12 protein-coding genes are annotated in these 13,504 nt (G+C 70.5%); 5 read left to right on the forward strand and 7 right to left on the reverse strand.

Annotated elements, in window-relative coordinates; genetic code table 11:
• Positions 1–38 precede the first annotated feature (38 nt).
• Positions 39–617 carry a TMEM165/GDT1 family protein gene (locus WG922_RS19830; protein WP_340284661.1) on the forward strand — a complete coding sequence of 193 codons (579 nt, stop codon included), beginning with the start codon at positions 39–41 and terminating at the stop codon, positions 615–617.
• A 33-nt stretch (positions 618–650) separates the two neighbouring features.
• Here WG922_RS19830 and WG922_RS19835 read toward each other — a convergent pair whose 3' ends face one another.
• The 4 genes from WG922_RS19835 to WG922_RS19850 all read right to left on the reverse strand — a co-directional run bounded on the left by WG922_RS19835 (position 651) and on the right by WG922_RS19850 (position 3,873).
• Positions 651–821 (reverse strand): hypothetical protein, encoded by a 171-nt coding sequence (locus tag WG922_RS19835; protein WP_340284663.1) that lies wholly within the window; start codon positions 819–821, stop codon positions 651–653.
• Between the two features lie 168 nt (positions 822–989).
• Positions 990–1,868, reverse strand: coding sequence for an MBL fold metallo-hydrolase (locus tag WG922_RS19840; protein ID WP_340284665.1), 879 nt, complete (start codon positions 1,866–1,868; stop codon positions 990–992).
• A gap of 58 nt (positions 1,869–1,926) precedes the next feature.
• A complete protein-coding gene (locus tag WG922_RS19845) occupies positions 1,927–2,832 on the reverse strand; it encodes a YihY/virulence factor BrkB family protein (RefSeq protein WP_340284666.1) in 906 nt (301 codons plus the stop codon).
• A 135-nt stretch (positions 2,833–2,967) separates the two neighbouring features.
• On the reverse strand, positions 2,968–3,873 hold the full coding sequence (locus tag WG922_RS19850; protein WP_340284668.1) for a LysR family transcriptional regulator: 906 nt from the start codon (positions 3,871–3,873) through the stop codon (positions 2,968–2,970).
• A 150-nt stretch (positions 3,874–4,023) separates the two neighbouring features.
• On the opposite strand from WG922_RS19850, the gene WG922_RS19855 reads away from it, so the two are divergent.
• Genes WG922_RS19855 through WG922_RS19865 form a run of 3 tightly spaced genes read left to right on the forward strand, consistent with a single transcriptional unit; the run spans position 4,024 to position 7,966 of the window.
• On the forward strand, positions 4,024–6,105 hold the full coding sequence (locus WG922_RS19855) for an amylo-alpha-1,6-glucosidase (RefSeq protein ID WP_340284670.1): 2,082 nt from the start codon (positions 4,024–4,026) through the stop codon (positions 6,103–6,105).
• Complete coding sequence (locus tag WG922_RS19860; protein ID WP_340284672.1) at positions 6,102–6,314, forward strand: hypothetical protein; 213 nt, start codon at positions 6,102–6,104, stop codon at positions 6,312–6,314. The genes WG922_RS19855 and WG922_RS19860 overlap by 4 nt, the downstream gene beginning before the upstream one ends.
• Entirely contained in the window at positions 6,311–7,966 is a 1,656-nt protein-coding gene (locus tag WG922_RS19865) for an alpha-amylase family protein (protein WP_340284673.1), read from the forward strand. Before WG922_RS19860 ends, WG922_RS19865 begins: the two co-directional genes overlap by 4 nt.
• Positions 7,967–8,020: 54 nt before the next feature.
• Here the strand turns inward: WG922_RS19865 and WG922_RS19870 are convergent, their stop codons facing one another.
• From WG922_RS19870 to WG922_RS19880, 3 genes are all read right to left on the reverse strand, one after another.
• A complete protein-coding gene (locus WG922_RS19870; protein ID WP_340284675.1) occupies positions 8,021–9,484 on the reverse strand; it encodes an NAD(P)/FAD-dependent oxidoreductase in 1,464 nt (487 codons plus the stop codon).
• 181 nt (positions 9,485–9,665) lie between these two features.
• Positions 9,666–10,283 carry an undecaprenyl diphosphate synthase family protein gene (locus WG922_RS19875; protein ID WP_340284677.1) on the reverse strand — a complete coding sequence of 206 codons (618 nt, stop codon included), beginning with the start codon at positions 10,281–10,283 and terminating at the stop codon, positions 9,666–9,668.
• A 121-nt stretch (positions 10,284–10,404) separates the two neighbouring features.
• Positions 10,405–11,826, reverse strand: a complete 1,422-nt coding sequence (locus WG922_RS19880) for a DUF2254 domain-containing protein (RefSeq protein WP_340284680.1) — start codon at positions 11,824–11,826, stop codon at positions 10,405–10,407.
• A 253-nt stretch (positions 11,827–12,079) separates the two neighbouring features.
• Here WG922_RS19880 and WG922_RS19885 point away from each other — a divergent pair, with 253 nt between their 5' ends.
• Complete coding sequence (locus tag WG922_RS19885) at positions 12,080–13,396, forward strand: sialidase family protein (RefSeq protein ID WP_340284682.1); 1,317 nt, start codon at positions 12,080–12,082, stop codon at positions 13,394–13,396.
• The last annotated feature ends 108 nt before the right edge of the window (positions 13,397–13,504 follow it).

Here is a 13,504-nt window from a genome sequence, read left to right on the forward strand (position 1 = left end):
GGGCACGCTCAGGCGGTGCACTACCATCGGGCGCCTCTATGGAATCCCTCTTCGTGTCCACCGGCGTCGTCGCGCTCGCTGAAATCGGCGACAAGACCCAGCTCCTCGCCTTCATCCTCGCCGCCCGGTTCAAGCGGCCCGCTCCCATCATCGCGGGCATCCTGCTCGCCACCCTCGTGAACCACGGCCTCGCCGGCGCGCTGGGCGCCTGGATCACCACCGCCGTGTCGCCCTCGGTGCTGCGCTGGGTGCTCGGCGCGTCCTTTCTGGCCATGGCGGCGTGGACCCTGCTGCCCGACAAGATCGAGGAGGAGGAGACCCGCATCGCGGGCCGCTTCGGCGTTTTCGGCGCCACCCTGATCACCTTCTTCCTGGCCGAGATGGGCGACAAGACGCAGGTGGCGACCGTGGCCATGGCCGCCCACTATGGCGCCCCGATCCTGGTCATCGCCGGCACCACGCTGGGGATGCTGATCGCAGACGTGCCGGCCGTGTTCGTCGGTGAGCGCCTGGCCACGCGCATACCGATGCGGCTGGTCCACGGCATCGCGGCCGCCATCTTTGCGGCCCTGGGCATCGCCACCCTGCTCGGTGCGGGCCGTTCGTTCGGGCTGTAGGCGCTGCGGCGCAGGTAGTCCCGTCGAGAGCGGCTATCGGGAGCGGCTGCCCGGGCCGCCGCGAGCGGACAGCACCAGCAGCACGGCCGCGAGCACGGCGCCGCCCGCAGCCATCAGCAGCAGCACGGCGGCGGCCTCCTGCACCCAGAACGAGAGAAATCCGATGATCACGGCCGCCAGGACCGCGGCGATAAGTGTGGACATGACGCGCCTCCTCCTCTATCCATGTCGATGCTGGCCGCAGGCAGCGCGCGGCCACGGACAACAGCTTCGACCGTACCGTGCGCCGGGCGACGACTGCTTTGCCGCAAACTGTCGTAGGCAAGTGCGCACGCCGCCGGCGTGGCGCGCAGCGGCACCGACCACAGTCCCTCAGGCGGTCTGCGGCGCCGCCGACGCGGGCATGCCCATGCGGCGGCCGCTGATCCGCTCGTATTCGATCGGGTCGTGCGAGCAGCAGACGCGTACCGCATCGCCGTGCTGGGCGCGCAAGTCCCGCAGCCGCTGCTGATTGCCCAGGCGCTGGGTGCGGTCCTGCTCCATCAGCGTCTGGTACATGCGCAAGCCCGAGGGGCAGCGCGGTCGCACACCGACCGACATCTCCTCGTGCCAGAAGTAGGCGTCCCCGGCCTGCAGCAGCCACTGCCCTCCATCGCGTTGCACGGCGACACCCGCATGGCCGAGGGTGTGGCCCGGCAGCGGCACCAGCAGGATCTCCGGCGGCAGGCCGGCGAGCTGGCGCACGCAGTCGAAGCCGAACCACGGCTCGCCCCGCGAGGCAGGGTAGGTCTGCCAGTTCGCGCGGGTTCCCCACTGCTGCGGCCGGTACCGCTGTCGGTCCAGCCAGGTGCTCTGTGCCTGGGCGGTTTCGCGCTCCTGGCGCAGCATGTGCACGCGCGCCTGCGGGAAGTCGTCCAGCCCGCCGGCGTGGTCGAAGTCGAGGTGCGTGAGCACGATGTGGCGCACGTCCGAGGCACGGAAGCCGAGGCGCTCGATCTGCCGCAGCGCGGTGAGTTCTTCGCGGAAATCCGGGCTGAGCAGCGACAGGAAAAACCCGCTCAGGCGCGCGCGCGGATTGGCCACGTCGCGCAGCCCGAAGCCCGTGTCCACCAGCACCAGGGCAGCCTCGGTTTCGAGCAGGAGGCAGTGGCAGCACAGGCGCCCGCGCTGCAGCACGCCGGGGCTGCGCGCGTCCATCAGCCGCCCGCCGAGCGGGCAGCTGGAGATGCAGTTCAGGTGATGGATACGCATGCGTGCACCGTCCGTCGTTCCGCCTGGCAAGGAGCCGCCGGTCGCTGCATGCGTCGCATCAGCCGGCCTGCCGGTGCGGGCGCTGTCCGGCGGGCTCGCCCGGCGCACGCTCGCCGATCTGCTTGCCCTCGGGCGCGTGGTGCTCGTAGAGCACGTTGATCTCGGATCCGATCAGCATCACCAGGCCCGCGATGTACAGCCACATCATCAGGGCGACCACGGCGCCGATGCTGCCGTACACGGCGCTGTACTCGGCGAAGCTCTGCACATAGATCGCGAAGCCGACCGAGGCCACCATCAGCAGCAACGTTGCGACGATGCCCCCCGGTGTCACGAACGCGAACCTCTGCTCCTTCACGTTCGGCGCCAGGTAGTAGGTCAGCGAGAAGGCCAGCAAGATGGACAGCACGATGATGACCCAGCGCAGCACCGCGAAGAAGGTCAGCAAGGCGTCGCTCACGCCGAAGCGGTTGCCGATCCAGTCCTGGGCCACGCCTCCGAGCACGATCAGCGAAAACGACACCAGCATCAGCAGGCCGAACAGGATGCTCAGAGCGATGGCGACCGCACGCGCACGCAGGAAGCTGCGCGCCTCCTTCACGTCGTATGTGATGTTGAGCTGCTGCATGATCGCGTACATCCCCGTCGACGCGGCCCACAAGGTGCCGAGCGCACCGACGGACAGCAGCCCGCCGCGCTGGTCGCTCGTCACGTCCTCCACGATGCCGGTGAACATGCTGGCCGCGTCCTGCGGCAGGCTCTGGCGCAGCAGGTCCATGATGGCCTGGTCCACCCGCGGGATCGGCAGGTAGGGGATGACGCTCATCACCATGATCATGGCCGGGAAGATCGCCAGGGTCAGATAGAAGCCCAGCGCTGCCGCGCCGTTGAAGACGTTGTCTTCGCTGATCTTCGAGTTGAGTTCGCCTCCGAACTGACGCAGTGAGATGCCACGGATGTTCATGCGACGAGCGTGGCCGCCGCGCTGCGGGCTCCGCGTCGGCGCGTGCCGCACCCGCTTGCGGGTCGAAGGGAGACAGGCGTGTCAAGCACGCCCTACGTGCTCTACGGGGCGGAGCCGCTGAGCGGATCGCTCCACTCAGGACGTGGCGGCCGCGAGTTCGCCGGCCACGAAGTCGAGAAAGGTGCGCGTCTTCTTGGGCACGCTGGTGCGCGAGAGCATCAGCGCCACCACCGGCAGCGACGGACTGCTCCAGGAGGGCAGCACGGGCACCAGCGCGCCCGATGCCACGTGGTTGGCGCACATCATGTGCGGCAGCAGCCCGAGGCCGGCGCCACCGATGACCAGCTCACGCGCCAGCCGGATGCTGTTGACCCGCAGGCGTCCGTTGACCTGCACGTCGCGCTTGCCGCTCGAGTTGCGGAAGCGCCAGACCCCTTCGCGCAGCTGGATCTCGGTCACCACGCAGTCGTGCCGCCCGAGCTCGTCCAGGGCGCGCGGCAGTCCGCACCGCGCCACGTAGGCCGGGGCGGCGTAGATGCCCGAGGTGAGCGAGCCCAGCCGACGCATCGCCATGCGGGATGGCTTCGGATGCCCGAAGGTGATGAGGATGTCCACCGACTCGTCGATCAGATCGACCACGCGGCCGCTGGAGTCGATCTCCAGCGCCATCTCGGGGTACTTCACGGCGAAATCCGAGATGGCCTTGCCCAGCCAGGCGGTGCCGAACTCGATGGGCATGGCCACGCGCAGCGTTCCGTGCAGGTCGGTGCGGATGCGCGAGATGGTCTGCTGGATCGCGGCGGACTCGGCGGCGATCCGCTCGCAGTGTTGCTGCACCGAAATGCCGAGATCGGTGGGCGCCAGCTTGCGGGTGCTCTTCTTGAGCAGCAGCGCGCCGACATCTTTCTCGAGCTGCAGCAGCCTGCGGCTCAGCGTCGAGCGCGGCATGCCCAGTCGCTCGCATGCGGCGGTGAGGCTGCCGCTTCGAACGACCTCGTGGAAGAGCATCAGGCTGTTGAGGTCCAGCATCTTGGCCGACAAGTTGAACGCTCCAGAGGTGGTACGGAAGTTCCCGATTCTGAGTCATCTCCGGACACGGCCCACAAGATCGGAGTGCGATGCAAGAATGACCCGACATCCCCGGAGCCGCCACTGCGGCGGCGCGCGGCCCCAGCACCATCTCTCATCCGAATGTCTCCAAACGTGCCGATCTCCAAGGACCCCCACACCGAAACAAGCACCACTGCGGCAGGCGACGATGTGCTGACGCGGGAGTGGCTCGTCACCAACGGGCTGGGCGGCTATGCGAGCGGCTCGGTGGCGGGCGCCTGCACCCGCCGCTACCACGGGCTGCTGGTGGCCGCGCTCGGCGCGCCGCTCGGCCGCACCCTCATGCTCGACCATCTGGAGGAGATGCTGTGCCTGGACGACGGCACGACGCTGCGGCTCGGCGCGGAGGAAACGGACGGAGCGCTGCGCCTGCCCGACGCGCAGCCCGGCTTTTCGCTGGAGGACGGGCTGCCGGTGTGGCGGCTGCGCGCCGGCGGACGACTCGTGGAAAAGCGTGTGTTCATGCCGCACCGCGAGAACACGGTGTACGTGAGCTATCGGCTGCTGGAGGGCGCCGGCGCCACCCTGCTGCTGCGGCCCAGCCTGCACATGCGCCGGCACGAGGACACGGTGGGGAGCGTTCCCGAAGGCGAGTACGTGCTGGAAGCGGATGGTCCGCGCCATGAGCTGCGCTCGCGCAGCCGTCCCGAACTGCCGCCGCTGCGCCTCTTTCTGCACGGCTGCGCATCGACGCTGGTGCCAGCGCAGAGCGTGCGGACCTTCCTCTACCGCGTGGAGGCAGCCCGCGGCTATGCCCACATGGGCGAGGTCTGGAGTCCCGGCGCCCTGCGTCTTGCGCTCGCGCCGGGCGAGCACTGCACGCTGGTCGCTTCGACCGAACCGTGGGAGCGCATGCTCGCGCAGACGCCGCAGCAGGCGCTGCATGCCGAGCGCGAGCGCCGCGCGGGGCTGCTGGCGCAGGCACATCCGGCGGCGCGCACCGGTGCCGCGGCCCGACTCGTGCTCGCGGCAGACCAGTTCGTCATCAGCCCCTCCACGCGCCGGCAGGAAAAGCCCGAGGCGCGCACCGTCATCGCCGGCTACCACTGGTTCACCGACTGGGGCCGCGACACCATGATCAGCCTGGAGGGCCTCACCCTGGTGACGGGCCGCCACGCCGAGGCCGGCTGGATCCTGCGAACCTTCCTGCAGCACGTGCGCGACGGGCTCATCCCCAACCTCTTCCCGGAAGGCGAGAACGAGGGCCTCTACCACACCGCCGACGCGACGCTGTGGCTGTTCCACGCGATCGACCGCTACCAGGCTGCCACGGGCGACCAGGCGCTGCTGCGAGACGCGTTGCCGACACTGCGCTCGATCATCGAGCACCACCTGCGCGGCACGCGCTTCGGCATTGGCGTCGATCCCGACGACGGGCTGCTGCGCCAGGGCGAGGCGGGCTATCAGCTCACCTGGATGGACGCCAAGGTGGACGGCTGGGTCGTCACCCCCCGGCGCGGCAAGGCGGTCGAACTGAACGCCCTCTTCCACAACGCCTTGCGCCTGATGCAGGGCTGGCTCCTGGAGCAAGGCGATGCCAACGGTGCGCAGGCCATGCACGCCCACGCCGAGCGCCTGGCCCGCAGCTTCAACCGGCGCTTCTGGAATTCTGCGACCGGCTGCCTGTTCGACGTGGTCGATGGTGAGCAGGGCGACGACGCGGCGATCCGCCCGAACATGCTGCTGTCCATCGCGTTGCCGCACCCGGTGCTGGACCGCGCGCGGTGGGCGCCGGTGCTGGAAGTGGCCCGGCGCGATCTGCTCACGCCGGTGGGCCTGCGCTCGCTCGCGCCGGCCCACCCCGACTACCAGGCGCGCTACGACGGCGACCTGCGCGCGCGCGACGCTGCCTACCACCAGGGCACCGTGTGGGCCTGGCTGGCCGGCCCCTTCGTCGATGCCTGGCTGCGGCTTCACCCGCAGGACCATGGGGTGCCCCAGCGCCTGCTGGCGGGGCTGGTGGAGCACCTGGAAGACGCGGGCGTCGGCTCGATCAGCGAGGTGTTCGACGCCGAGGCGCCCTTCACGCCGCGCGGCTGCATCGCGCAGGCCTGGAGCGTGGCCGAGGCCCTGCGGATCGCGGTGCGCCTCGCGCAGCCGCCGCGATCGGCGCCGCACGACAACGACCACGACGCGCCACCGGCGCAAGGGAGCCCGAGATGAAACCCACCGTCCTTCGCATCGTATTGCCGGGCATCGCAGCCTTCGTGCTGGCCGGCTGCCCCGTGAACAAGCCGCCCGAGCCGAAGGCCGCCGCCACTGCCACTGCCACCGCGACCGGGGCGGTGCCCGCGGGCGGACAGGCCGGCCTTGCAGACCGCACCCGACTGCGCGGCCCAGGGCTCGCCTCGCCCCTGCGGAGGACCGCATGATCAAGGACCTCTGGTACAAGAACGCAGTCATCTACAGCCTCAACGTCGAGAGCTTCCTCGATTCGAACGGCGACGGCACCGGCGATTTCGAGGGGCTCTCGCGTTCGCTCGACTACCTGCAGGGGCTGGGCGTCACCTGCCTGTGGCTTGCCCCCTTCCAGAAGTCGCCCCGGCGCGACCACGGCTACGACATCAGCGACTACTACCAGGTCGATCCCCGGTTCGGCACGCTCGGCGACTTCGTGGATTTCACGCACGAGGCCAACCAGCGGGGCATCCGGGTGATGATGGATCTGGTGGTCAACCACACCAGCGACCAGCACCCGTGGTTCCAGGAGGCACGGCGCGACCCGAAGTCCAAGTACCGCGACTACTACGTCTGGTCCGAGACCAAGCCCGAGGACGCGCACAAGGGCGTGATCTTCCCGGGCGTGCAGGACACCACCTGGACCCGCGACTCCGTCGCGCGCCAGTACTACTTCCATCGGTTCTTCGAGTTCCAGCCCGACCTGAACATCGACAACCCGCTGGTGCGCGCCGAGATCCGCAAGATCATGGGCTTCTATCTCGAGCTGGGCATTTCGGGCTTTCGCATGGACGCGATGCCCTTCGTGATCGAAGGCAAGAGCCCGCAGGCGCGCAGCCCCATGAACTACGAGCTGCTGCGCGATTTCCGCCAGTTCCTGCAATGGCGCAGCCGCGACGCGATCATCCTGGCCGAGGCGAATGTCGAGCCCAAGCACAGCATCCGCTACTTCGGTGACGACGGCGACCGCCTGCAGATGATGTTCAATTTCTGGGTCAACCAGAACCTGTTCCTGGCGATGGCCACGGGGGACACCAAGCCCCTGGTGCGCGCCCTCGAGCAGACGCGCGAACGGCCGGCCAACGCACAGTGGGGGCAATTCCTGCGCAACCACGACGAACTCGACCTGGGCCGCCTGACCGACAAGCAGCGCCAGGCGGTGTTCGACGCGATGGCGCCCGACCCTTCGATGCAGCTGTACGAGCGCGGCATCCGGCGGCGGCTCGCACCCATGCTCCACGGCGACCCGCGCCGCCTGAGGATGGCCTACAGCCTGATGTTCGCGCTGCCGGGCACGCCCGTGCTGCGCTACGGCGACGAACTCGGCATGGGCGACCTCCTGGAGCTGCCCGAACGCGACTGCGCGCGCACGCCCATGCAGTGGTCCAACGAACCCCAGGCCGGCTTCTCCCGCGCGGAGAAGCTGGTGCGGCCGGTGATCGACCACGGGCCCTACTCGTACGAGCAGATCAACGTCGCCGACCAGCGGCGCGACCCGGAGTCGCTGCTGAACTGGACGGCCCGCATGATCCGCATCCGCAAGGAGGTGCCCGAGGTCGGCTGGGGCGACTTCGAGGTGATCGACGCCGGCCGCCCCGGCGTGCTGGCCTTGCGCTACCGGTGGCTCAACAACTCCGTCGTCATCGTCCACAACCTGACCGACGAGGCCGCCGAGGTCACGCTGCACCTGCCGGGCGAGCGCAACAGCAAGCTGGTGAACCTGCTCACGCGCGACCACAGCGAAGCCGACAAGCGCGGCACCCACCACCTGATCATGGAGCCCTACGGCTACCACTGGTACCGCGCGGGTGGACTGGGCTACCTGCTCGAGCGCACGGTGGTCTAGCGCCTCGCGCTGGCCCCTTCCCCGCGGCGCCACCGGCGGGCAGGTCGTGCGGGGCTAACCCCGTTCGGGGGAGAGGTCGCGTGCCGGTCGATCCTGCGCGCCGGCCGCGTCCTTCCCGGATCCCGCGGCTGCACTGTCCAGGCCGCGGTGCGCCGGCGGCTGTCCGTGGGCCGCTTGCGTTGCGGATGCGGGGGGACGCACCTGCGGCGCGGCGCCATCGATGTCGGCGACCACCCGGGCGTAGCGCTGCGCGCTCCAGTAGGCCGTCGCCCAGTCCATCAGCACGATCAGGCGGTTGCGAAAACCGATCAGGAAGTAGATGTGCGCGAACAGCCAGAACAGCCAGGCCAGCGTGCCGCGCAAGCGGAAGCGCCCGCCCATCGGCAGCCACAGATCGACGACCGCCGAGCGCCGGCCGATGGTGGCGAGGTTGCCCCAGTCGCGGTAGCGAAACGGCTGCGTCGGCTCGCCGCGCAGGCGCTGCACGATGGCCTGCGCCGCGTGTCGCCCCATCTGCTTGGCTGCGGGCGACACGCCGGGCACCGGCGTCGGCTCATGGTCCGGCCGATGGCTGTGCGCCGCAGCGAGGTCGCCGATGACGCTGATTTCCGGATGGCCCTTCAGGCTCAGGTCGGGCAGGACCGGTACTCGTCCGGACCGGTCGGCGTCGATGCCCGCCGCCTCGGCGAGCTGGCGGCCGAGCGGCACCCCGCGCACGCCGGCGCCCCATACGACGCAATGGCTCTGCACACGCGTCGCCTCGCCGTCCACTCCCTGGATCGAAATGCCCGACTCGTCGATGGATGTCACGCGCGCGGACAGGCGCACCTGCACGCCCAGCCGCTCCAGCTGGCGCAGCGCACTGGCGCTGAGCGCCTCGGGCATGACCTGCAGCAGCCGTGGGCCGCCCTCGACCAGGAGGATGGTGGCCTGCGCGGGGTCGATCCGCCGGAACTCCCCGGAAAGCGTGCGGTGCGCGATTTCGGCCAGCGTGCCCGCCATCTCGACGCCGGTAGGGCCACCGCCGATCACGACGAACGTGAGCCACGCGGACCGCCGCACCGGGTCGGGCTCCCGCTCTGCCGCTTCGAATGCCAGGAGAACGCGCCGGCGGATCTCGAAGGCATCCTGCAGCGTCTTGAGGCCCGGCGCGTGGGCCTCCCACTCGTCATGGCCGAAATAGCTGGTGGTCGAGCCCGCAGCCACGACGAGGTGGTCGTACGCCAGCTCGGCTCCGTCGAGCAGCCGCACCCGTCGGCGCGCCGGCTCCACCGCCACCACTTCTCCGAGGATGGTGGTGAGGTTCGCCTGGGCGCGGAACAGGTGGCGGATGGGTGCGGCAATCGCCGGTGCCGAGAGACCGGCGGTCGCGACCTGGTAGAGCAGCGGCTGGAACAGGTGATGGTTGGTGCGATCGACCAGCGTGACGTCCACCGGAGCAGAACGCAGCGCCTTGGCCGCCTCCATGCCGCCGAAGCCGCTGCCGATGATGAGAACGCGTGCGCGAGAGGAACCCATGGAGGCGAAGTTTGCGCCTGAACGTCGGGTCGTGTCGGCGCAGACGCGCTCGCAGCCAGTGCCATGTGGGATTGCCGCGGTCGGACGCCCTCATCGACGGTTTGCGTAGCCGACACCGCGCGCCGTCGCCGCGGCAGCCTGCCTGCACGCATGGGGCCGCGCCGGGCCCGCGTGCCGGTCTTCAGCCGCCGAAGGTGCGGTCCTGCCGCGACCACCAGGCCAGCGCCTGCTCGAGGTGCTCGTCGCGGTAGTCGGGCCACCACTCGTCCACGACGTGGATGTCCGCGTACACCGACTGCACCGGCAGGAAGCCGCTCAGGCGTCGGCCACCGCCCCAGCGCACGACCAGGTCGATGCGGGACACGTCGGCAGAGCGCAGCGCACCCTCGTCCCGCAGCCCCTGCAGGTCCCATTGCCAGCCGTAGTTCACCAGGAAGTTCACCTTGATGCCTTCCCCCTGCCGCTGCGTGAACGCGGCCAGCTCGGCCGGGAACTGCGACGAGCTCGCATCGCCGATCACGGCGAGGGCCGCCCCCCGGCGCGCGATCTCCTGGGCGAAGGCAACGCAGGCAGCCCGGAACTGCCGGGCTTGCGCACTCGGCCGCCGGGTGTTGTCCTGGGTGAAACCGTAGACCGACACCTCTTCGATGCCCAGGCGGCTGCACGCCTCGAACAGCGCCAGCCCGGGACCGATGCCGTGTTCGTAGCCGGCTTCCTTGGGCAGTTCGCGGGCCTGAGCCCAGCGGCGATTTCCGTCCGGGATGAATCCGATGTGCTTGGGCAGGCGCTTGTGGTGCATGCGGCCGATGCTTACCGCAGACCCGCGTGGAACACGCTCGGCGCTGTCGAGACCCGATGTAGGAGAAGTTCTCGGCCGCGTGCGGCCGGCGCGGTCTCCCGATGCCTGCGCCGCAGTGCGCTCAGGTGCCCACCACGCCGGCCGCCTGGGTTCCGCTGCGTTCGGCTGCGGCGGGTACCCGTCCAGGATGCCGCAGCGCCTGCGCGACGAGCTCCACCTTGGTGCGCACGGCGGCGAGCCGCTCCTCTACGGCCTCGTGCTGGCCGCGGTCGCGGGGCCGCTCCTCCAGGAATGCCCTGGCTGCCAGTTCCGCCTGCTCGACGAGCGCGGCGCGCAGCTCGGCGTCATCGGCGTGCTCGGCCAGCCGCTCGAAGGCATGCAGCAGTGCGACCACCACTGCGCTGTGCGGCGCGGCGGATTCGCGGATCTGATGGAACGCTGAATCGAGCAGCTGCGCGTGAGAGAGGCGCTCGCCGACCAGGCGCACACGCCCTGCTTCGTCGCAGAACACGCCGGTCGGCAGCGACTTCCCCATCAGCTCGGCCATCGAGCCACGCAGGCGGTCGATCACGACCAGGGCCGTGTTCGCGTCGTTGATGCCGGGCGAAAGCGCGCGCAGCGCGACATCGACCAGGTGGCGGATGGAAAAGCGCAGGTCCTGCACGGGCGTGCGCACCGAGCCGATCAACACGCAGCGGCGCAGGGCCCGCACCACCTCGTCGGGGCAGCGCTCGGGTGGCCACGCCATGCCCAGCCAGCCGCCGCGGCACATGTAGTCGCCGGGCATGACCTGCAGGTGCAGCTCGATATCGGCACCGGTGGCGGCTTCGGCCAGCGCTTCGTAGTCGATCGCCTGGATGTAGCCCTCGCGGCGCGCCCGCAGCAGCCTGCCGTCGCGCCCCGCCGCCAGGTGGCGCGGCCGCGGCAAGGATCGCGTCTCGCCGTCCTCGCGCGGCGGCAGGCAGGCAATGCTGTCCTCGAGGTCCCGCGCGACGCGGCGCACCACCTCGTCCGCGATGATCGAGCGCGCGACGGCGTTGAGGAAGAACAGCAGTGCAATGACACACAGCATCGCCATGGCGAGCCCCACGGAGACGGTCACGTGCGGCACCTCGGGTGCGCGCATCTCCTCGCTTACCACCCGCAAGGCCAGCAGGCAGTACAGCACCGTGGTCAGGAACATCCCCAGCGCGCCACGGGTGCGCAGGTCCTTGAGATAGGAGCGCACCAGCCGCGAGCCGAACTGGCTCGCGGCCAGGGTGAGGGTCACGATGGTCATCGAGAACACCACGCTCGACATGGTGATGATCGTGGTGACCAGGGTCGACAGCAGGTTGCGCGCGTCGCCGCCCGTTCCGCTGAGCAGCCACCCCGTGGAGAGCAGCTCCTCGGGCAGGCGCCGCGTGTCCACCCACTGCGCCAGCCAGAACAGCGCCACGCCGGCGAGCAGCATCGCGCAGGGCAGCAGCCAGAGCGAGGACCTGGCCTTTTCCCACCAGATGCCGGCCTCCAGCGGCAGCCGATTCGAGGTGCTCGTGTTCACAGGGTGTCGTGTTCGTGGTTAGCTGCGGCGCGGACCGGCCGGACAGCTTGCGGCGCGACCTTAACGTCCGCCCGCGGCCCGGCGGGTAGGAGCCGGACGAATTCGCGGCCGGGACGCTGCGGCAGCGGACGCGGTGCCCGCGCTCAGCGCAGATGAGCTTGCAGCCTGCCCGTGAACGCCGGCGTCCCACCTGCGTCCAAGCCGGATGCCTTCCGGCCCATGCTGTCGTCGCGCTCTGCTGTCGAGAGGCCTGGTGCTGCCTCTGCTGATGCTTGCGCTGCCGCGTGCCTTCGCGGCGCCTGCCGCCGGGCAGGCCGGACTGCCCCTGCGCTGGCAGCCGCCGCTGGAAATCGCCACCGGCGCGGGCCTGCGCGGTCCCTGGCAGCAGAACGATTCGCGGTACGACTTCGTCGATGACCCTTCTGTGGTGCTGGCCGGCGATGGCTCGCTGGTGGTGGCCTGGGTCGATCAGGCCCGCAAGGCGCTGCTGGTGCAGCGCCGCCGGCCGGACGGCAGCGCGGCCGACCCGCCCGTCGAGGTTGCGCGGGCGCCGCAGACCTTCTCGTGGATTCCCCGCCTGGCGCTCGTGCCGGGTGCGCCGCAACGGGTGCTGGTGCTGTGGCAGGAGATCATCTTTTCCGGCGGCTCGCACGGCGGCGAAATGATGTTCGCCCGATCCGACGACGGGGGGCGCAGCTTCTCGCCGCCGCTGAACCTCTCGCGCTCGCGCGGCGGCGACGGCAAGGGCCGCATCGACCCGAGCATCTGGCACAACGGCAGCTACGAGCTCGTGGCCGACGCCGACGGCCGCGTGGTCGCGGCCTGGACCGAATACGACGGCATGCTCTGGGTCAGCGCGTCCCAGGACGGCGGCCGATCGTTCGCGGCGCCCCGCCTGCTGGCCGGCGCGGACGGGCAGCGCCCCACGCGCGCCCCGGCGCTCGCGGTCCAGCCCGGTGGGGCCGTGTACCTGGCGTGGACCGAAGGGGACAACCCCGCCGCGGACATCCGCGTCGCGCGCTCGGAGGACGGCGGCGCCACCTTTGCCGCAGCGCAGGTGGTGGCGCCCGACCCCGGTTATGCCGATGCGCCGAGCCTGGCCCTCGATCGGCAGGGCACGCTGCACCTCGCCTTTGGCCACAGCGAGAGCGGCCCCCTCGGGCGCCAGCGCATCCTGTACACACGGTCCGCCGACGGTGGGCGCAGCTTCGAGCCGCCGCGCGCGATCTCGACCCCGCTGCCGCGGCCGCACGTCAGCGCCGGCTATCCCTCGCTCGCCGTCGATGGGCGCGGCGGCGTGTACGTCGTGTGGGAGCTGCACCCGCACCCGCAGCAGCGGCCCCGTGGGCTCGGAATGGCCGTCTCGGCCGATGCGGGGGCGCGCTTCAGCGCACCGGTCGTGGTGCCCGGCAGCTTGGACCCCGGCGGCGGCACGAACGGAAGCAGCCAGGGGCTGCTGCTGCGCAAACTCGCGGTGAACGGGCGTGGCGAGGTGGCGGTGGTGAACAGCAGCCTGCGCGAAGGCTCGCACAGCCGGGTATGGCTGATCCGGGGCCACCGCGCTCCGTAGCGCTGCGCCCGCAGCGCACGGGTTCATTGCGGCCCTCCTCTCGCGCGCGGGTCGCGCCTGCCGCGCACTGCCCCGTGGCGACCCCGTGCGCTACCGGGTGCGCTAGCC

This window comes from Ramlibacter sp. AN1015, assembly GCF_037726105.1.
Lineage (GTDB): Bacteria > Pseudomonadota > Gammaproteobacteria > Burkholderiales > Burkholderiaceae_C > Ramlibacter.